Origin of the sequence: Polaromonas sp. CG_9.5 (assembly GCF_035984465.1) — a bacterium.
Classification (GTDB): domain Bacteria; phylum Pseudomonadota; class Gammaproteobacteria; order Burkholderiales; family Burkholderiaceae_C; genus Polaromonas.
In genome coordinates this window covers 68,605-86,946 of record NZ_JAXCHR010000011.1, presented here as the reverse complement: position 1 = coordinate 86,946, position 18,342 = coordinate 68,605, and the positions used below count along the sequence as shown (strand labels likewise).

Annotated in this window: 18 protein-coding genes; 9 read left to right on the top strand and 9 right to left on the bottom strand. The window is 59.0% G+C overall.

Features of this window, described 5'->3' with window-relative positions; translation table 11 throughout:
• Positions 1 to 91 precede the first annotated feature (91 nt).
• On the bottom strand, positions 92 to 1,003 hold the full coding sequence (locus RCH06_RS10700; protein WP_327081449.1) for a lytic transglycosylase domain-containing protein: 912 nt from the start codon (positions 1,001 to 1,003) through the stop codon (positions 92 to 94).
• A complete protein-coding gene (locus RCH06_RS10695) occupies positions 1,003 to 2,982 on the bottom strand; it encodes a DNA topoisomerase IV subunit B (RefSeq protein WP_327081448.1) in 1,980 nt (659 codons plus the stop codon). Before RCH06_RS10695 ends, RCH06_RS10700 begins: the two co-directional genes overlap by 1 nt.
• A gap of 198 nt (positions 2,983 to 3,180) precedes the next feature.
• Between RCH06_RS10695 and RCH06_RS10690 the strand changes: the two genes are divergently transcribed.
• The 5 genes from RCH06_RS10690 to RCH06_RS10670 all read left to right on the top strand — a co-directional run bounded on the left by RCH06_RS10690 (position 3,181) and on the right by RCH06_RS10670 (position 8,265).
• Positions 3,181 to 4,425 (top strand): MFS transporter, encoded by a 1,245-nt coding sequence (locus RCH06_RS10690; protein WP_442799639.1) that lies wholly within the window; start codon positions 3,181 to 3,183, stop codon positions 4,423 to 4,425.
• A 254-nt stretch (positions 4,426 to 4,679) separates the two neighbouring features.
• Positions 4,680 to 5,300 carry a class I SAM-dependent methyltransferase gene (locus tag RCH06_RS10685; RefSeq protein ID WP_327081446.1) on the top strand — a complete coding sequence of 207 codons (621 nt, stop codon included), beginning with the start codon at positions 4,680 to 4,682 and terminating at the stop codon, positions 5,298 to 5,300.
• 91 nt (positions 5,301 to 5,391) lie between these two features.
• Positions 5,392 to 6,276, top strand: a complete 885-nt coding sequence (gene dapA / locus RCH06_RS10680) for a 4-hydroxy-tetrahydrodipicolinate synthase (RefSeq protein ID WP_327081445.1) — start codon at positions 5,392 to 5,394, stop codon at positions 6,274 to 6,276.
• Between the two features lie 16 nt (positions 6,277 to 6,292).
• Positions 6,293 to 7,450 (top strand): outer membrane protein assembly factor BamC, encoded by a 1,158-nt coding sequence (gene bamC / locus RCH06_RS10675; RefSeq protein WP_327081444.1) that lies wholly within the window; start codon positions 6,293 to 6,295, stop codon positions 7,448 to 7,450.
• Between the two features lie 41 nt (positions 7,451 to 7,491).
• Positions 7,492 to 8,265, top strand: coding sequence for an MBL fold metallo-hydrolase (locus tag RCH06_RS10670; protein ID WP_327081443.1), 774 nt, complete (start codon positions 7,492 to 7,494; stop codon positions 8,263 to 8,265).
• On the opposite strand, the gene RCH06_RS10665 is transcribed toward RCH06_RS10670, so the two are convergent.
• The 3 genes from RCH06_RS10665 to RCH06_RS10655 form a co-directional block, all read right to left on the bottom strand.
• Positions 8,210 to 8,635, bottom strand: coding sequence for a hypothetical protein (locus RCH06_RS10665; RefSeq protein ID WP_327081442.1), 426 nt, complete (start codon positions 8,633 to 8,635; stop codon positions 8,210 to 8,212). The genes RCH06_RS10670 and RCH06_RS10665 overlap by 56 nt on opposite strands.
• A 241-nt stretch (positions 8,636 to 8,876) precedes the next feature.
• Positions 8,877 to 9,389 carry a hypothetical protein gene (locus tag RCH06_RS10660; protein WP_327081441.1) on the bottom strand — a complete coding sequence of 171 codons (513 nt, stop codon included), beginning with the start codon at positions 9,387 to 9,389 and terminating at the stop codon, positions 8,877 to 8,879.
• Between the two features lie 42 nt (positions 9,390 to 9,431).
• Positions 9,432 to 10,661, bottom strand: coding sequence for a JmjC domain-containing protein (locus RCH06_RS10655; protein WP_327081440.1), 1,230 nt, complete (start codon positions 10,659 to 10,661; stop codon positions 9,432 to 9,434).
• A gap of 14 nt (positions 10,662 to 10,675) precedes the next feature.
• Between RCH06_RS10655 and RCH06_RS10650 the strand changes: the two genes are divergently transcribed.
• Positions 10,676 to 11,200: an FKBP-type peptidyl-prolyl cis-trans isomerase gene (locus RCH06_RS10650; protein WP_327081439.1), complete on the top strand. Its 525-nt coding sequence runs from the start codon at positions 10,676 to 10,678 to the stop codon at positions 11,198 to 11,200.
• Between the two features lie 83 nt (positions 11,201 to 11,283).
• Here the strand turns inward: RCH06_RS10650 and RCH06_RS10645 are convergent, their stop codons facing one another.
• The 4 genes from RCH06_RS10645 to coaBC all read right to left on the bottom strand — a co-directional run bounded on the left by RCH06_RS10645 (position 11,284) and on the right by coaBC (position 14,251).
• Positions 11,284 to 11,883 (bottom strand): glycine zipper 2TM domain-containing protein, encoded by a 600-nt coding sequence (locus RCH06_RS10645; RefSeq protein ID WP_327081438.1) that lies wholly within the window; start codon positions 11,881 to 11,883, stop codon positions 11,284 to 11,286.
• Between the two features lie 207 nt (positions 11,884 to 12,090).
• Positions 12,091 to 12,537 carry a dUTP diphosphatase gene (gene dut, locus RCH06_RS10640; RefSeq protein ID WP_327081437.1) on the bottom strand — a complete coding sequence of 149 codons (447 nt, stop codon included), beginning with the start codon at positions 12,535 to 12,537 and terminating at the stop codon, positions 12,091 to 12,093.
• Positions 12,534 to 12,887 (bottom strand): hypothetical protein, encoded by a 354-nt coding sequence (locus tag RCH06_RS10635; protein ID WP_327081436.1) that lies wholly within the window; start codon positions 12,885 to 12,887, stop codon positions 12,534 to 12,536. Before RCH06_RS10635 ends, dut begins: the two co-directional genes overlap by 4 nt.
• 80 nt (positions 12,888 to 12,967) lie before the next feature.
• On the bottom strand, positions 12,968 to 14,251 hold the full coding sequence (gene coaBC, locus RCH06_RS10630; RefSeq protein ID WP_327081435.1) for a bifunctional phosphopantothenoylcysteine decarboxylase/phosphopantothenate--cysteine ligase CoaBC: 1,284 nt from the start codon (positions 14,249 to 14,251) through the stop codon (positions 12,968 to 12,970).
• A 210-nt stretch (positions 14,252 to 14,461) separates the two neighbouring features.
• Between coaBC and RCH06_RS10625 the strand changes: the two genes are divergently transcribed.
• The 3 genes from RCH06_RS10625 to eno are packed head-to-tail and all read left to right on the top strand — an operon-like array spanning position 14,462 to position 18,335.
• The gene (locus tag RCH06_RS10625) at positions 14,462 to 16,156 is read left to right on the top strand and encodes a CTP synthase (protein WP_327081434.1); all 1,695 of its coding nucleotides are present in this window, start codon (positions 14,462 to 14,464) and stop codon (positions 16,154 to 16,156) included.
• A gap of 2 nt (positions 16,157 to 16,158) precedes the next feature.
• A complete protein-coding gene (gene kdsA / locus RCH06_RS10620; RefSeq protein WP_327081433.1) occupies positions 16,159 to 17,016 on the top strand; it encodes a 3-deoxy-8-phosphooctulonate synthase in 858 nt (285 codons plus the stop codon).
• Between the two features lie 32 nt (positions 17,017 to 17,048).
• The gene (gene eno / locus RCH06_RS10615) at positions 17,049 to 18,335 is read left to right on the top strand and encodes a phosphopyruvate hydratase (protein ID WP_327081432.1); all 1,287 of its coding nucleotides are present in this window, start codon (positions 17,049 to 17,051) and stop codon (positions 18,333 to 18,335) included.
• Positions 18,336 to 18,342 lie beyond the last annotated feature (7 nt).

Here is an 18,342-nt window from a genome sequence, read left to right as displayed (position 1 = left end):
GCGGGCGGCTTGAAAAGCCCAGACCTGCCTTGCGCGCCCTGTTGTTCGGTACAAGCACTACGCATGCAAACGCCCTTATCAAACCTCAAGCTCAGTTTTGTGGCGCATCCAGTCGCAACGCAACTGGCAAAGACTCGGCCTGCGGCGGCAGGTTGTTGCGCGCGCTATTGCCGCTCCTTATTTCAACCCGCACGCGACCGGCTTGCCCTTTGAACGGCGCAGGGAGCGACGAAACAGCCGGCGACAGGCCTGTGTAAAGCTGCATCACCGTTTTGACGTAATTCTGCGTTTCGGGGTAATTGGGAATCTTGTTGCCGGCGCGCTGCACCGCCCCTTCTCCGGCGTTGTAGGCCGCCAGCGCCAGTTCAAGCCGGCCCGGAAACCTCTTGATCAGATCGGCCAGATACCGGGCACCGGCCTTGATGTTGGTCTTCGGGTCGGTCAGCTTTTCTTCAATCGTGCCGCCTTTTGCGGCCCTGACGCCGTAGCGCTGCGCCGTTGGCGGTATCAATTGCATCAAGCCCACCGCGCCTTTGGGCGACACGGCATTGGGATTGAAGCCGGACTCGGTCACGATCAGGGCCTTCAAAAGCGAATAGTCAATGCCGTGGGTTTTTGAGGCTTCATGCAACAAAGGGCTGACGGCCTTGTAATTTTTCGACTGCTCAAAAAAAGCCAGCAGCTTGGCAGGAACCGGCGTCCCGGCAGGCCGCACGGCAGCGGTTACCGCGTTGCCAGCCTGCCGGCTGCCTGCAAAAGACGTTTGCCCGAAGGATTCGACAAAATCACTGTTGCGCAAAAACAGCTCATAGCGGTCATCGAGCTTACTGGCAGCGAAATGCGGTACGCTTTTTGCATCGACAAATCCCCAGATGTCAGCCTTGGCCGGTGCGGCCTGCAAAAACAGCAAAACCAGCATGCCCAGCAGCCCATAGCCCTGCCCCGGCGCGCGCCAGAAGATTCGCGGTTTTTGCGGTGCGGGCAGTTTGGTGTCAAGGTTCATCAAATATCAATCTCCACGGCGTCACCATGTAGTTCCATCAGTTCGCGACGGGCAGCGGCTTCGCCTTTGCCCATCAGTTTCGTGATCAGGCTTTCGGTTTGCTGAAAGTCCTGGTTACCCAGTTGTACCGGCAACAGGCGGCGGGTGTCGGGGTTAAGCGTGGTGTCCCACAATTGCTCGGCACTCATTTCGCCCAACCCCTTGAAGCGGCTGATACTCCAGGCGCTTTCACGCACGCCATCCTTGCGCAACTTGTCCAATATGGCGGTCAATTCGCCTTCATCAAGGGCATACACCTTGGAAGCCGGCTTTTTTCCGCGCGCCGGCGCATCCACACGGTACAGCGGCGGCCGGGCCACATAGACATGGCCGGCATCAATCAGCTTGGGAAAGTGGCGGAAAAACAGCGTCAGCAGCAGCACCTGGATATGCGAGCCGTCCACGTCAGCGTCAGACAGAATGCAAACCTTGCCGTAGCGCAGGCCGCTCATGTCGGGCGTGTCGTTAGGCCCGTGCGGGTCGACGCCAATGGCGACTGAAATATCGTGGATTTCGGTGTTGGCAAACAGCCGGTCGCGGTCGACTTCCCAGGTGTTCAGCACCTTGCCGCGCAGTGGCAGCACGGCCTGGTTTTCCTTGTTGCGGCCCATCTTGGCGCTGCCGCCGGCCGAATCGCCCTCGACCAGAAACACCTCGTTCTGCGCCAGGTCGCGGCTTTCGCAGTCGGTCAGCTTGCCGGGCAGCACAGCCACGCCAGAGCCTTTGCGTTTCTCCACTTTTTGCCCAGCCTTTTGGCGGGTTTGCGCGGCCTTGATGGCCAGCTCGGCCAGCTTTTTGCCATATTCGACATGCTGGTTCAGCCAAAGCTCCAACGCCGGGCGCACAAAGCTGGACACCAGCCGCACCGCATCGCGTGAATTGAGCCGTTCCTTGATCTGACCCTGAAACTGCGGATCAAGCACCTTGGCACTCAGCACATAGCTGGCGCGGGCAAACACGTCCTCGGGCAGCAGCTTGACACCCTTGGGCAGCAGCGAATGCAGTTCAATGAAGCCCTTGACCGCCGTAAACAGGCCGTCGCGCAGCCCGCTTTCATGCGTGCCGCCGGCGCTGGTCGGAATCAGGTTGACATAGCTTTCGCGCACCGCCGGGCCGTCTTCGGTAAACGCCACCGCCCAACTGGCCCCCTCGCCTTCGGCAAAGGTCTCGTGACTGCTGTCAGCAAAGCCTTCTTCTTCAAACATCGGAATCACCGGGTCGCCCGTGAGCGTCTGCATCAGGTAGTCGCGCAGGCCGCCCTTGAAGACCCAGGTCTGGACTTCCCTGGTTTTTTCATTCGTCAGCGTGACGGACACGCCTGGCATCAGCACAGCCTTGCTGCGCAGCAGATGCGTCAGCTCGGCCATCGGCAGCGCGGAAGATTCAAAGTATTTCGCATCGGGCCAGGCGCGCACCACGGTGCCTGACTTGCGGTCTCCAGTGCCATAGGGGCGCAAAACCAGCGGCTCAATCACATCGCCACCCGAAAAAACCAAGTGGGCGACTTTGCCTTCGCGGTACGAAGTCACTTCCAGCCGCGTGGACAGCGCATTAGTGACGCTCACGCCCACGCCGTGCAAACCGCCCGAAAAACTGTAGGCACCACCTGTGCCCTTGTCAAACTTGCCACCGGCATGCAGGCGCGTAAACACCAGTTCGACCACCGGCGCTTTTTCTTCCGGGTGCATGCCAAAAGGAATGCCGCGCCCATCGTCTTCGATGGTGACGGAGCCATCAAGGTGCAGCGTGACCTTGATCTTTTTGCCGTGTCCGGCCAGCGCTTCGTCGGCAGAATTGTCGAGCACTTCCTGGATGATGTGCAGCGGATTGTCGGTGCGGGTGTACATGCCCGGACGCTGTTTGACGGGCTCCAGGCCCTTGAGCACACGGATGGAACCTTCGGAATAAACGGGGGAAACAGTAGAAATTTTGTCGGCCATGGCAGTTGAAATGAATCGGACAATTGTAGACCTGACCGCTTAAAACAGCGGTGTGGGGGCATGGCATCAGGGCCTTGGTTCGCCCGCGCGAAAGGGCAAAAATCGCCTGCTTGACCCCAACGCCACCCGCCAGGCCGCTGCCGGGTCAAATTTTCCGAAGTGACAGCGCTTTTTAACAATAGTCGTTAAAGTTTGCCTATGCGCTCAAGCTCCTCCTCCCCCCCAAAAACGCTTTCCATGTTCCAGGTGCTGGCTTTCGGGGCGGCGATTGTCACGCTGTCGATGGGTATCCGGCACGGTTTTGGCCTGTGGCTGCAGCCCATCACGCAAGCGCAAGGCTGGACGCGTGAAACCTTTGCCTTTGCCATCGCTATCCAGAACCTGTCATGGGGCGTTTTCGGTATTTTTGCGGGCATGGTGGCCGACCGCTTTGGCGCTTTCCGGGTGATTGCGGGGGGCGCCGTGCTGTACGCGCTGGGCCTGGTCGGCATGGCGCTGTCGCCGACCGGCCTGCTGTTCACGCTGACGGCCGGGGTGCTGATTGGCGCGGCGCAGGCGGGCACGACCTATGCCGTAATTTACGGCGTGATTGGTCGCAACGTTTCGGCTGACAAGCGCTCCTGGGCGATGGGCGTGGCGGCGGCGGCAGGCTCTTTCGGCCAGTTTTTGATGGTGCCCACCGAAAGTTTCCTGATCAGCAGCCTGGGGTGGCAAACCGCTTTGCTGGTGCTGGGCGGCGCTGTGCTGCTGATCGTGCCGTTGGCGATGGGCCTGCGTGAAGGCCACTTGTCGGGCAATGCCTCTTCTGCTGTGCAAGACCAAAGCATCGGGCAGGCGATGCGCGAGGCGCTTAAATACCCGAGCTTTCAGCTGCTGATGCTGGGCTACTTTGTGTGTGGTTTCCAGGTCGTGTTCATCGGCGTTCACATGCCCAGCTACCTCAAGGACAAGGGGCTGTCGCCGCAGGTGGCCGGCTACGCGCTGGCGCTGATTGGCCTGTTTAATGTCTTTGGCACCTACATTGCAGGCTCGCTGGGCCAGCGCATCGCCAAGAAGAAAATCTTGGCAACCATCTACCTGTCGCGCGCTGTCGTCATCAGCATTTTCCTGATCGCCCCGCTGAGCCCGGCCAGTGTCTACATTTTTGCCAGCGTGATGGGGCTGCTGTGGCTGTCGACCGTGCCACCGACCAACGCCATGGTGGCGCAGATTTTTGGCATCAGGCATTTGTCCATGTTGAGCGGCTTTGTTTTTTTCAGCCACCAGATCGGCTCGTTCATGGGTGTCTGGCTGGGCGGCTATCTGTATGACCGCACCGGCAGTTACGACATCGTCTGGTACATCGCGATTGGGCTGGGCGTGATGGCGGCGCTGGTGAATTTGCCGGTGCGCGAAACGCCAATTCATCGCGCAGGGGCCGGCGGTTTGCCGCAAGGAGCCTGAAATGATCCAGAAAATTGCGCTGTGGAGCCTGGCCATTGCTGTATCGCTGGGCGTGTTTGCCCTCTATACCCGGCCTGGCTTCCTGATCACGCTGGCTGATCAGTTGTGGTCGTGCTTTTAAGCCTTTTTAACAGTCATTCAGGCCTCTAACGCAAGCAGGACGTGCGCAGTCAGCTATCAAAATAATAGTAATTAATGACATTCTTAGCAGTCTTGGCGCACACAGACGCGGTTCAACCGCATTGAAAGAGAGCATGTTGAAAGCAGACCCTTTTCACGGCAACGAGCCGCCTTCGCGCTGGGTGCAACGCTGGTCGCACCTGGTGGCACCCGGCGGCGTGGTGCTGGATGTGGCGTGTGGCCATGGCCGCCATGCGCGCTGGTTTTATGAACGAAATCACCCTGTGGCGCTGGTAGACCGTGCGCAAGCAGCTATTGATTCCATAGCGGCAACTATTCCGGCACAACGCATGCAAGCCGTCGTGGCCGACATCGAAAACGGGCCGTGGCCCTTTGCAGGCCGGCGCTTTGACGCCGTGGTCGTCACCAATTACCTGTGGCGTCCCCTGATGCCGGTGTTGCTGGACAGCCTGGCGATTGGCGGCGTGCTGATTTACGAAACCTTTACCCAAGGTAACGAAACCGTGGGCAAGCCTTCGCGGCTTGACTTTTTGCTTCGTCCGGGCGAACTGCTGGAGATTTGCCGCAGCCTGCGGGTGGTGGCTTTTGAAGACGGTTTCCAGGAAGGCCCGCAAGGTCAGGCACCGCGTTTTGTCCAGCGTATTGCCGCCGTGCGCGAAGCCGTCACGGCGGCCGATTTAGGCAGTGCCGAATCCCCAGCAGCAGCGCAGCCCGTCCGCTATCCGCTGTTTTAAGCTCTGGGTAGAATGCACAATTGGCTTTTTGGGCAGGTCTTCAGACGGCTGAAGCCGACCATCACTCCAGCCAACACGTTAAAAGCACGACATGAACCCCATTACTGGCAGCATTGTTGCACTGGCAACGCCTTTGCATGAAGACGGCAGCGTCGACTACTCCACCCTGCGCAAACTCGTTGACTGGCACATTGCCGAGGGCACCGACTGCATCGGCGTGGTGGGCACCACCGGCGAGTCCCCCACCGTCAACGTCGAAGAGCATTGCGAAATCATCCGCGTCTCGGTCGAGCAGGCCAACAAGCGCGTGCCCATCATGGCCGGCTGCGGCGCCAACTCGACCGCTGAAGCCATCGAGCTGGCCCGCTTTGCCAAACAGGTCGGTGCCGACTGCCAGTTGCAGGTCGTTCCCTACTACAACAAGCCCACCCAGCAAGGCCAGTACCTGCACTTCAAGGCGATTGCCGAAGCGGTGGGCGACTTGCCGACCGTGCTGTACAACGTGCCAGGCCGGAGCGTGGCCGATATGGCGCACGCCACCGTCTTGCGCCTGTCCGAAGTGCCGGGCATTGTGGGCATCAAGGAAGCCACCGGCAACATTGAGCGCGCGCAGTGGCTGATCAAGGAAGTGCCCAAGGGCTTTGCCGTGTATTCAGGCGACGACCCGACCGCCGTGGCGCTGATGCTGTGCGGTGGACAAGGCAATATCAGTGTGACCGCCAACGTAGCGCCCCGGCTGATGCACGAGTTATGCGTGGCGGCGGTGGCCGGCGATGTCAAGCGCGCCATGGAACTGCAGTTCAAACTGCTGCCGCTGCACAGAAACCTGTTCGTTGAAGCCAACCCGATTCCGGTCAAATGGGCCATGTCGCGCATGGGCCTGTGCGGCAATACGCTGCGCCTGCCCATGACGCCACTTGAAACAAGTAACGAAGCTGCCGTCGAAAACGCCTTGCGCGTGTGCGGCCTGATCTGATTTTTAAGGACTCCACGTGAAGACATTGTCGACATCACCACAGCGCCCTGCCCTGTCAAAAATCCAGAGCGCCGCCGCGGTTACAGCCGTCGTGGCGCTCAGCCTTCTTGCAGGCTGCTCCACCATCCGGGACACCATGGAAGGTGAACGCGTCGATTACAAGACAAGCGGTGCCAAAGGCCCTTCTCTAGCTGTCCCGCCAGACCTGACCCAGCTCAGCCGTGACACCCGCTACGTGGTTCCGGGCACGGCAGTGAGCGCCAGCAGCTACCAGATCGGCCAGCCGACACAGAACGTTGAAACTGCTGCCGTTACGGTGGGCGATGTGCGGCTTGAACGCGCTGGCACCCAGCGCTGGCTGGTGGTGAACAGGCCAGCTGACAAGCTCTGGACACCCGTTCATGATTTCTGGCTGGAAAGCGGCTTTTTGCTGACGCAAGATCAGCAAAACCTGGGCATCATGGAAACCGACTGGGCCGAAAACCGCGCCAAATTGCCCCAGGATTTCATCCGCACGGCCTTGGGCAAAGTATTTGAAAGCCTGTATTCAACTGGCGAACGCGACAAGTTCCGTACCCGGCTGGAACGACGGCCCGACGGCGGCACCGAAATCTACATCAGCCATCGCGGTATGGAAGAGGTCATTACCGGCGGCAAAGGCGGCGGTGCTGGCGGCGACAGCACAGTCTGGCAGCCCCGCGCAACCGATCCAGGCCTTGAAGCCGAATTTTTGCGCCGTCTGATGGTCAAGCTGGGTGTGACGCAAGAGCAATCCAAAGCCTTGGTTGCAGCAGGTGCCGCGCAGCAAAAAACATCGCGGGTGGCCATGGTCAACAGCTTGCCGGTGGTGCAAATTGAAGAAGGTTTTGATCGCGCTTGGCGCCGTGTCGGCTTGGCCCTCGACCGCACCGGCTTTACCGTGGAAGACCGCGACCGCAGCCAAGGCACGTATTTCGTGCGTTACGTCGAGCCCGTCACCGGCAAGAGCGAACCCGGATTTTTCAGCAAGCTGTTCAGTGGCTCCAAGGCCACCGCGCTACCGCTGAAGTACCGCATCACGCTCAAGAGCCAGGGTGAACAAACCACAGTGTCAGTCCTTAATGCGCAGGGCATGCCTGAATCATCTGCCAACGCCCAGCGCATTGTGCAGGTGATTGCTGATGACCTGAAGTAAGACGGCAGAGGTTTGCAAGCCGTCCAGCGGCTTTTTTCAGCGTGTTGAGATTCAAAAGCCTGGGCAGTGGCAGCATCGGCAACGCAACGCTGGTGCAAGCCCTTGGGAACGTGCCATTCCGTATGCTCATCGACTGCGGCTTGGGCATCCGGCAGTTATCGCTTCGGCTGGGTGAAGCTGGCGTTGAGCCTGAAGAAATTCAGGCTATTTTCATTACCCACGAACACGGTGACCATATCGGCTGCGCGCTGACGATGGCACGGCGTTACCGCATTCCGGTCTGGATGAGTCATGGCACTTATCTGGCGATCGGTTCGCCGGATTTTGAGGGTTTGCTTCATACCGCGCGAGATGGCGAGTCGATTGACTTGGGCGGCCTGCAGCTCATGCCGTTTACGGTTCCCCACGACGCACGGGAACCATTGCAGCTCAGTTGCACCGATGGAGCCTCAAAACTGGGTATATTGACCGATCTGGGCCATGCAACTCCGCATGTGATCGCGAATCTGCAAGGCTGCGATGCCTTGCTGCTGGAATGCAACCACGACACCGGATTGCTGAGTCAATCCGTTTATCCAGAATTTTTGAAACGCCGCGTGGGTGGCCCCTATGGGCATCTGTCGAATCAGGCGGCGGCAGACATTGCTTGCGCAGTGAACCACAGCGGGCTTACGCATTTGGTCGCAGCGCATTTAAGCGTCCAAAACAACCGGCCCGATCTGGTGCAGTCAGTGATGTCAAAAGCACTGGGCTGCAACGTCAGTGACATTGTGGTGGCCGGTGCCAGCAGCGGTACGCCCTGGTTGCAAATGTAAAAAACATGTCCTGTGCACAGCGGGAATAAGCAGTCAAAAATATCGATTTTCGACCGCCCATGTAAAAAGCCGCCCTCAGGCGGCTTTTTACGAAATCTGGAAGATTACTTTGCAGCAGCTTCGGAAGCAGCGGAAGTAGCGGCACCAGCAGCAGCAGCAGCGTCTTTGGCAGCATCACCGGCGTGGGAAGCAGCGTCGGTAGCAGCAGAAGCGGCACCAGCGGCAGAAGCAGCAGCGCCAGTAGCGGCGGCAGCAGCAGCAGCAGCGGAAGGCGCTTCAGCAGGTGCAGGAACAACCACCACTGCAGGAGCAGGTGTAGGCACAACAACTTCTTCTTTTTTACTGCAGGCAGCCAAGGCAACAGCGGCAACGATTGCGGCCATAACGAGGGACTTGTTCATTTTTACGATCCTTGATGATATTTAGAAAACAATTTCCGGAAATTGTCAAAAGAAACCCGAACCGAGATTCAAGCCTTATTTTTGACCGGTTAGAAAGGACTCGAGCTCTTTCTATCCAGCCGCAAATTATAAGCGGGATAGCGCAAGCATGAAAACCCTTAGCCCCCTGAAATAGTGTCTAGAAAGTTGTCTGGCAGCAGGAAAACCACACTACAGACCCAACACGGTCGCCGGAAAAGCCGGTGAAGCATTCAAAATGTGTTCATTCAGTCGCTCCTTCAAGGCGATGCGACGCTCCACCTCATACCCAGCCACGCCAACGCAACGCGGCACATCCAGCCGCTCCAGCACCCAGCCAGAACTCCAAAGCGCACTGGGAAAAGTTTCAGCTGGCACTTGTGCACTGCTGCGGCATTCCACGATGTGCGACCAGGTTCTTCGCCAGGTCACGAAACGCGCATGCTGCCTGATCACTGCATCGTAATTTCTGGCCAGCATGGTCAGCTTGCGGCCGCCTTTAGACCACTCGTTCAGCGACTGCGCCACGGCCCGGTTGCCCAGAGGCCAGTCTTGAAAGTCAGGATCAGACAGAATAATTTCACGCCATCCCTGTGCTGCTGCGGTAGCCAAGGCTTGGCGAATCAATTCAGTGAATTCACTGCGCCCGCTGAACCGTCCCTCTGGCAAGGGCGCAGGCAGGGCGGCTGATTCTTCAGGTGTCATGAACTTCTCCCGTAAAAGCAGTTCCGTACATGGGTTTGTAATTTAACGCCGTGCGCTTGGCGACTCGGGGAGCTGTTGCAGCCAGCCTGCTTCATGCCAGTCCCCCAGCAACGCAATAGCCGCCGCCCCCGCCTTGCGCAACTCTGCCATCGTCAGGTGACGCTGGTCAGCCAGACGGCGCATCAAGCTGGCATCAGCACCCTTGGCGCGATAACTTTCGCCATTGATAAAAACGTGGTCGCTGTCATACAGCATGCGGGTGCGCGCATCCAGCGCAATGCGAGTCTGCCCGGCTTTGGCGACTTCTGCGTTCCAAGCTTGTTGCGGCTCGTCGAACCAGACACCCGGTTTGGGTTCGGACATGTATTCGCCTAGTGCGCAAGCCAGTGCCAGCGGATCCTTGAGCGCTTGCAACACCGCTTGCCCGGCAAAATCAGCCAGCCCTGCCGGCAAGGCAGCCGGCGTTTCGGTAGCAGGCTGCGCAGGGTCGCGGTACATGCGCTGCGGTCGCGATGGCCGGCTACCTTCTTCATCTGCACATGATTCAGCCGCGTCCTCGCCCATTTCAGCCAGGCGATGCAGCAACTCCGACGCCAATTCGCTTTGCGCCGGCGAGCGAAATCCGATTGAATAGGTCATGCAATCAGCCGTTTTCCCGTCAGACCCGACACAGGCTTCGGCAATTCCATCGTGGGCATAACGTGGTGGCAGATAAAGCATGTCGCCCGCCTCCAGCACAAACTCTTCGTCCGCTTCAAAGTTTTGCAGAATTTTTAGCGGTACGCCTTGCTGCAGGGTGAAGTCTTTTTGCAGCCCGATTTTCCAGCGCCGGCGGCCACTGGCCTGAAACAAGAACACGTCATAACTGTCAAAGTGCGGGCCTACGCCGCCGCCGGGCGTGGCAAACGAGATCATCAGATCATCCATCCGCGCATCGGGGACAAAACGAAATTGTTGCAGCAGCGCGTGCCCTGCAGACTCATGCAGGTCGACGCCCTGCACCAGCAGCGTCCAGCCCGCTTTGCTCAATGGCGGCAGGGTTTTGGGCGCAAACGGCCCCTTTTTCAGACTCCAGCCTTCGCCCTGCTGGGCGATCAGGCGCGACTCGACCTGTTCGCTCGCGGCCAGTTTGAACAAGGCGGCGCGGCTCAGAAAAGGCTGAAAGCCGGCAATAGCCTGACGCACCAGAAGCGGCTTTTTTTGCCAGTGACGGCGCATGAACTGGGCGGGTGTAAGACCGGCGAGAAGGGCGAGGGGCTGATTTACTTCCATGGGACAATTGTGCGATGAAAATCACTCCGCAATGCGTCGTAGCCCTCACATGGACGCTGAAAGATACTTTGGGCGACGAACTGGATGCACTGGACGAGCCGGTTGAGTTTTTGCTCGGCGGCAATGACCTTCTGGCCAGCATCGAAGAAGCGCTGCAAGGCCATTCAGACGGCGACACACTTGAGTTGCACCTCGAGCCCGAAAATGCTTTCGGTGACTACGATGAAAACCTGGTGTTCCTAGAGCCGCGCACTATTTTCCCGGCAGAACTCGAAGAAGGCATGACGTTTGATGGCGCGGCCATACCGGCCGGGGCAAGCCCGCAGATTCCACAAGAACACATCTACACCGTCACGGACATTTATCCCGAGCACGTGGTGCTTGACGGAAACCACCCGCTTGGCGGCATCGCCATCCGGCTGACCCTCAAGGTGGACTCTGTGCGTGAAGCTACTCAACAGGAAATTGCACAAGGATCGCTGGGCACGGGGTTTTTCAAACTGCAGCCCTTGACGCCGGGTAACGGCACATTGCATTAAGCAATTCGTTTCATTCACCGACAAAAAAAAGCGGCGCTGCAGAAAACTGCAGCGCCGCTTTTTTTGCATGTGCAATAACGTGATCAATAACGGAACAGCTGACCGTTCTGGACTCTCACGCGGTCGCCAATGCGCAACTCGCCCGTTGCAGGGATGTCATAGGCGCGCGCACCGCCGTTATCCATCTGAACCGTGACACGGTAAGCCTGGCTGACACCGGGGTTGCGGTTTTTCTCGATGGAATTGCCGGCAACCGCGCCGCCCAGCGCACCCGCGACGGTGGCCACATCACGGCCCTTGCCGCCCCCAAACTGGTGCCCTACAACAGCGCCAGCTACACCGCCCAAAATTGCGCCGAGGCCGGAACCCTGGGCTTGCTGTTGCTGGGTCTGGAAGACCTCAATATTGCTAACGCGCCCGTATTCAACATAGTTGCCCTGCTGATTCTGGGCAGGGTATTGGCTTTGCGCCGGATATTGATTGGGGTATTGATTCGGGTACTGGCCGGGCCTTTGGCTGGGGTATTGATTCGGGTTCGGATATTGATTCGGACTCGGATACGTCGCGGCAGGATAGGACGACATTTGACCCTGAGAATCCATAGGCACTGTGCCGCAGGCCGCCAAGCCAGCCAACACAAGCACGGACGATGTCACTGAAAGAAAGCGGGAAGTACGGCTCATGGAAATCTCCTGTAAATAAAATTGAGGGTGTCTTGGATCTGTGAATCTGCTTTTTAAAAAAGCGCAACTTCAAGCACCGTCATGCGCTGATTGGAGCTGCATTTTCACTACCAGCAGGTCAGGGTCACTGCCTAGAGAATGTGAGCAGTTGCAATTAGCGCGTGCAGGAATGCGCCTACAAACACAAATCATTCTTCTGCGGGCAAGTCACCCTTTCCCGGTCGATCCATACCCGCCTTCGCCGCGCTCGCTGGCCGGGAACTCTGTCACTACATTAAATTTCGCCTGCACCACCGGCACGATCACCAACTGGGCGATGCGCTCCATCGGCTCAATGGTAAAGGGCACATCACTGCGGTTCCAGGCGCTGACCATCAACTGGCCCTGGTAGTCGCTGTCGATCAGGCCCACCAGGTTGCCAAGCACAATGCCGTGCTTGTGGCCCAGCCCCGAGCGCGGCAGGATCAGCGCGGCATAACCCGGGTTGTGAAGGTAAACGGCAATACCCGTGGGCACCAGGCGCCAGGCATTGGCGCCCAGCGTGAGAGGTGCGTCCAGGCAGGCGCGCAGGTCCAGGCCGGCACTGCCGGGCGTAGCGTAGTCGGGCAGATTGCCCTGAAGTCGTGGATCGAGGATTTTTATGTCGATTTTCATGGTCTGTTTTTTTGTTGAGAGGATTGCGCTTTTCTGGCTTCTTCGGCGGCGCGTGCTGCAAGCGCTTTCAGGTTCTTGAAGAAATCGCCCGGATTCTTTCGCCTGACTGTAAAAATCACCCACGCGGCATAAAGCACCAGCGCGGGAATGAACAAAAAGCTGATGCCGGGCACAAATTTCGCCAGTAACTGCGCCGCTACCCACAACAAAACGATCCACTTGACGTGCCGCAAAAAGGGAATTTGTTTCAAGGGTTCCAGCCCAGCCTTGACAGAGGGCAGACCGGAACTTGCCGCAAACGATGTCGTGGCAGACGCACGATCCTTTGGCATGAACAGGTCTTCGCGCATGGCAATGCCTGCTTTAGGGCTCGTCAGGCGCTCGACATAGGCAGCAAAATCGCCGTCGGGCGGGGTGTCTGAAGGATGAATCACGATGCGGCTATTTTCTGCTCCGGTGGCGTGACGACCGCCATCCTGTTGGCAATTTCCCGAACCAGCCGCCGTGCCAGCGACAGCTTGGACGCCCTGGGCAATGCGGTACTGCCCTGCCCGTCAATCAGCAGCAATGCGTTGTGATCCTGTCCAAAGGTGTCGGGGCCGATGTTGCCGACCAGCAGCGGTACCTTCTTGCGCAGGCGCTTGGCCTGGGCATTTTCCAGCAGGTCATGGCTTTCTGCGGCAAAACCGACGCAAAACAGCTGGCCCGTCCTGGCGGCTGGTGACTGGGCGACGGTGGCCAGAATGTCGGCGTTTTCGGTGAATTCCAGTTGCGGCGTCTGGCCAGAGCCGTCTTTCTTTATTTTTTGCGACGAGGTCGCGGCGGGTCGCCAATCTGCCACGGCCGCCGTTGCTATGAAAACAGTAGCTGCCTGCGACTGCACTGTAACTGCGTCAAGCATATTTGATGCTGATTTCACGTCAATTCGGGTCACGCCGCGCGGCGTGGCCAGGCTGACCGGACCGGCAACCAGCGTGACCTCGGCGCCCGCCTCACGCGCTGCACGCGCAATCGCAAAACCCATTTTCCCGCTCGACAGGTTGGTAATGCCGCGCACCGGATCAATCGCTTCATAGGTCGGGCCGGCGGTGACCAGCACGCGCTGGCCGCTCAGCACCTTGGGCATAAAAAAAGCAACGATGTCTTCAAGCAGTTCATCGGGCTCCAGCATGCGACCGTCGCCAGTCTCACCACAGGCCTGAAAGCCGTTCCCCACGCCCAGCACGGTTGCGCCGTCGGCCACCAGTTGCGCCAGGTTGCGCTGGGTGGCCGGATGCGCATACATCTCGCGGTTCATCGCTGGCGCCACCAGCAGCGGTACCTGGCCCAAGGGACGCGCCAGACACATCAGGCTCAGCAGTTCATCGGCGCGGCCCTGGACCAGTCTGGCAATGAAGTCAGCGCTGCAAGGCGCAATCAGAATCGCGTCCGCCTCACGCGACAGGTTGATGTGCGCCATGCTGTTGGGCTCGCGGCTGTCCCACTGGCTGCTATAAACCGGCCGTCCGCTCAGCGCCTGCAGCGTGACCGGGGTGATGAACTGCGCGGCCGCTTCGGTCATCACCACCTGCACCGTGGCCCCTGCCTTGATGAGAGCCCGGCACAACTCGGCCGATTTGTAGCAGGCAATGCCGCCCGACAGGCCAAGCACGATATGTTTTCCGGCCAGGTCGAGTGCTTCAGCGCCACCGAAATCATTTGCTTGATTTGTCATGGCTGGCAATGTATCAGTTAAACAAGGCCCCCACGCTTGTCGCTTCGCGTACTGCGCTGCCCCCCGAGGGGGCTGGCCTTGCTTGGGGCGGCCCGGCGCTGCGGCCGTTGCCCCACGCTTGTCACTACGTGCGTGCGCTGCCCCCGAGGGAACAGTCACCCTCTATAATCTCCGTTTACCACCTCAGCGAACTTGTGGTTCGTACATGGCATGACCAAATTTGTCTTCGTCACCGGCGGTGTAGTGTCTTCCCTGGGCAAGGGAATCGCCTCAGCCTCCTTGGCCGCGCTCCTCGAATCGCGAGGCCTCAAAGTCACTCTCATCAAGCTTGATCCCTACATCAACGTGGATCCGGGAACGATGTCGCCGCTCCAGCATGGCGAAGTTTTCGTCACCGAAGACGGCGCCGAAACCGACCTCGATCTGGGCCATTACGAGCGCTTCATCGAAACGCGGATGCGCAAGGCGAACAACTTCACCACCGGCCAGATTTACCAGAGCGTGCTGGATAAAGAGCGTCGCGGCGACTACCTCGGCAAGACGGTTCAGGTGATTCCGCACATCACCAACGAAATCCAGGACTTCATCAAACGTGGCGCGCGCTATGACACGCCTGAAGCGGTCGATGTGGCGATTGTCGAAATCGGCGGCACGGTGGGTGACATTGAATCCCTGCCCTTCCTCGAAGCCGTGCGCCAGATGAGCCTGCGCATGGGGCCCAACAACACCGCTTTCGTGCATCTGAGCTACGTCCCGTGGATTGCCGCTGCGGGCGAACTCAAGACCAAGCCGACCCAGCACACTGCCAAGCAGTTGCGCGAAATCGGCATTCAGGCCGACGTGTTGCTGTGCCGCGCCGACCGCCGCATTCCCAACGAAGAACGCGACAAAATCTCGCTATTCTCCAACGTGCCTGAATGGGGCGTGATTTCAATGTGGGATGTGGACACGATTTACAAGGTGCCCCGCATGCTGCACGAACAGGGCCTGGATGGCCTGATCTGCGACAAGCTGCGCCTGCACACGCCACCTGCCAACCTCAAGCGCTGGGACGACCTGGTGTACGAGACCGAGCACCCAAAAACCGAAGTCAACATTGCCATGGTCGGCAAATATGTGGACCTGAGCGACAGCTACAAGTCCCTGAACGAAGCCTTGCGCCACGCCGGCATGAAAAACCATGCCAAGGTGACCATCGAGTATGTTGACTCCGAAACCATCACCTCCGACAACGTGTCGCGTCTGGCGCAGTTTGACGGCATTCTGGTGCCCGGCGGTTTTGGCATACGCGGCGTGGAAGGAAAAATCTGCGCCGCCCGCTTTGCCCGCGAAAACAAGATTCCCTACCTCGGCATCTGCTTGGGTATGCAGGTCGCCACGATCGAGTTCGCGCGCCATGTGGCCGGCCTGAAAGACGCCAACAGCACCGAGTTTGATCCGGCCACCACGCATCCGGTGATTGCCCTGATTGCCGAGTGGAAAGATGCCGACGGCACCATCAAGACGCGCAACGCCAAGTCTGACCTGGGCGGCACCATGCGGCTGGGCGCGCAAAGCTCCGACGTGACCCCGAACAGCCTGGCGCACAAGATTTACGGCGATGTGGTGACAGAACGCCACCGCCACCGCTATGAAGCCAACGTCAATTACCTCGACACCTTGCGCCAATCAGGCCTGGTCATTTCTGCGCTGACGCAGCGTGAACATCTGACCGAGATTGTCGAGCTGCCGCAAGACGTCCACCCGTGGTTCATGGGTGTGCAATTTCACCCTGAATTCAAATCGACGCCGTGGGACGGCCACCCGCTGTTCAACGCCTACATTGCCGCAACGCTTGAACACCGTAGCGCGACGAGCCAGGCCATTAAAGCCGAAAACGCAAAACCCCTGAAAGCAGTGGCCTGAACATGAAACTCTGCGGATTTGACATCGGGCTGGACCAGCCTTTCTTCCTGATTGCCGGGCCCTGCGTGGTTGAGTCCGAGCAGTTGCAAATGGACACGGCCGGCGCGCTCAAGGAAATCACCGCTTCGCTGGGCATTCCCTTCATTTTCAAATCCAGCTACGACAAGGCCAACCGCTCCAGCGGCACCAGTTTTCGCGGCCCCGGTATGGAAAAAGGCCTGGAAATTCTGGCCAAGGTCAAGCGCGAGTTGAACCTCCCCATCCTGACCGATGTGCATTCCGAAGCCGAAATTGCTGCCGTGGCCGCCGTCGTCGATGTGCTGCAGACCCCGGCTTTCCTATGCCGCCAGACTGACTTCATTCATGCAGTGGCGCAATCGGGCCGGCCGGTCAACATCAAAAAAGGCCAGTTTCTCGCCCCCGGCGACATGAAAAATGTCATCGACAAGGCGCGCGCTGCGGCGCGTGAAATAGGTCTGGATGAAGACCGCTTCATGGCCTGCGAGCGCGGCGCCAGTTTTGGCTACAACAACCTCGTGTCAGACATGCGCAGCCTGGCGATCATGCGGGAAACCCATGCGCCCGTGGTGTTTGATGCCACGCATTCGGTGCAGCTGCCCGGCGGCCTGGGCACCAGCAGCGGTGGCCAGCGCGAAATGGTGCCGGTGCTGGCGCGTGCTGCCGTGGCGGTCGGTATTGCCGGCCTTTTCATGGAAACCCATCCAGACCCGGCCAAGGCCCTGAGCGACGGCCCCAATGCCGTCCCGCTCAAGCACATGAAAGCGCTGCTGGAAACGCTGCTGGAACTGGACCGTGTGACCAAGAAAAATGGTTTTCTTGAAAATAATTTCGGTTTGTAATTTTTGATTTATTGATTGAAAGACGAAAAAAAATGAGCGCAATTGTTGATATCGTCGGCCGCGAAATTCTCGACAGCCGTGGCAACCCTACCGTCGAATGCGACGTGCTGCTGGAGTCCGGCGTCATGGGTCGTGCAGCCGTACCATCCGGCGCCTCCACCGGCTCGCGCGAAGCCATCGAATTGCGCGACGGCGACAAGTCGCGTTACCTCGGCAAGGGCGTGCTCAAGGCGGTTGACCATATCAACAACGAAATCTCCGAAGCCGTGCTCGGTCTGGACGCCAGCGAACAGGCTTTTCTGGACCGCACCCTGATCGACCTGGACGGCACCGAGAACAAATCGCGCCTGGGCGCCAACGCCATGCTGGCCGTCAGCATGGCCGTGGCCCGTGCAGCGGCTGAAGAAGCCGGTCTGCCCTTGTACCGCTACTTTGGCGGCAGCGGCGCCATGCAGATGCCGGTGCCCATGATGAACGTGGTCAACGGCGGCGCGCACGCCAACAACAACCTGGACCTGCAGGAGTTGATGATCATTCCGGTCGGCGCACCGAGCTTTCGTGAAGCCCTGCGTTACGGCGCCGAAGTGTTTCATGCACTCAAGACCATCCTGCACGACAAGGGCATGAGCACTGCCGTGGGCGACGAAGGTGGTTTTGCGCCCAGCGTTCCCAACCATGAAGCAGCGATCCAGATGATCCTGGAAGCGATCGACAAGGCCGGTTTTGTCGCCGGCGAGCAGATTGCCCTGGGCCTGGACTGCGCGGCATCCGAGTTCTACAAGGATGGCAAGTACGTGCTCGCCGGCGAAGGCGGCCTGAGCCTGTCTGCGCAGGAGTGGACCGACATGCTGGCAACCTGGGTCGATAAATACCCGATCATCAGCATCGAAGACGGCATGGCCGAAGGCGACTGGGACGGCTGGAAAATCCTGACCGACCGCCTTGGCAAGGATGTGCAGATCGTGGGTGATGACCTGTTTGTCACCAACACGAAAATCCTGAAAGAAGGCATCGACAAGGGCATTGCCAATTCGATCCTGATCAAGATCAATCAGATCGGCACGCTGACCGAAACCTTTGCCGCCATCGAAATGGCCAAGCGCGCCGGCTACACCGCCGTGATCTCGCACCGTTCGGGCGAAACCGAAGATTCGACGATTGCCGATATCGCCGTGGGCACAAATGCCGGCCAGATCAAGACCGGCTCGCTGTCCCGCTCGGACCGCATGGCCAAGTACAACCAGTTGCTGCGCATCGAAGAAGACCTGGGCGACATCGCCACCTATCCCGGTCGCGCCGCGTTCTACAACCTGCGTTAACTTTTTT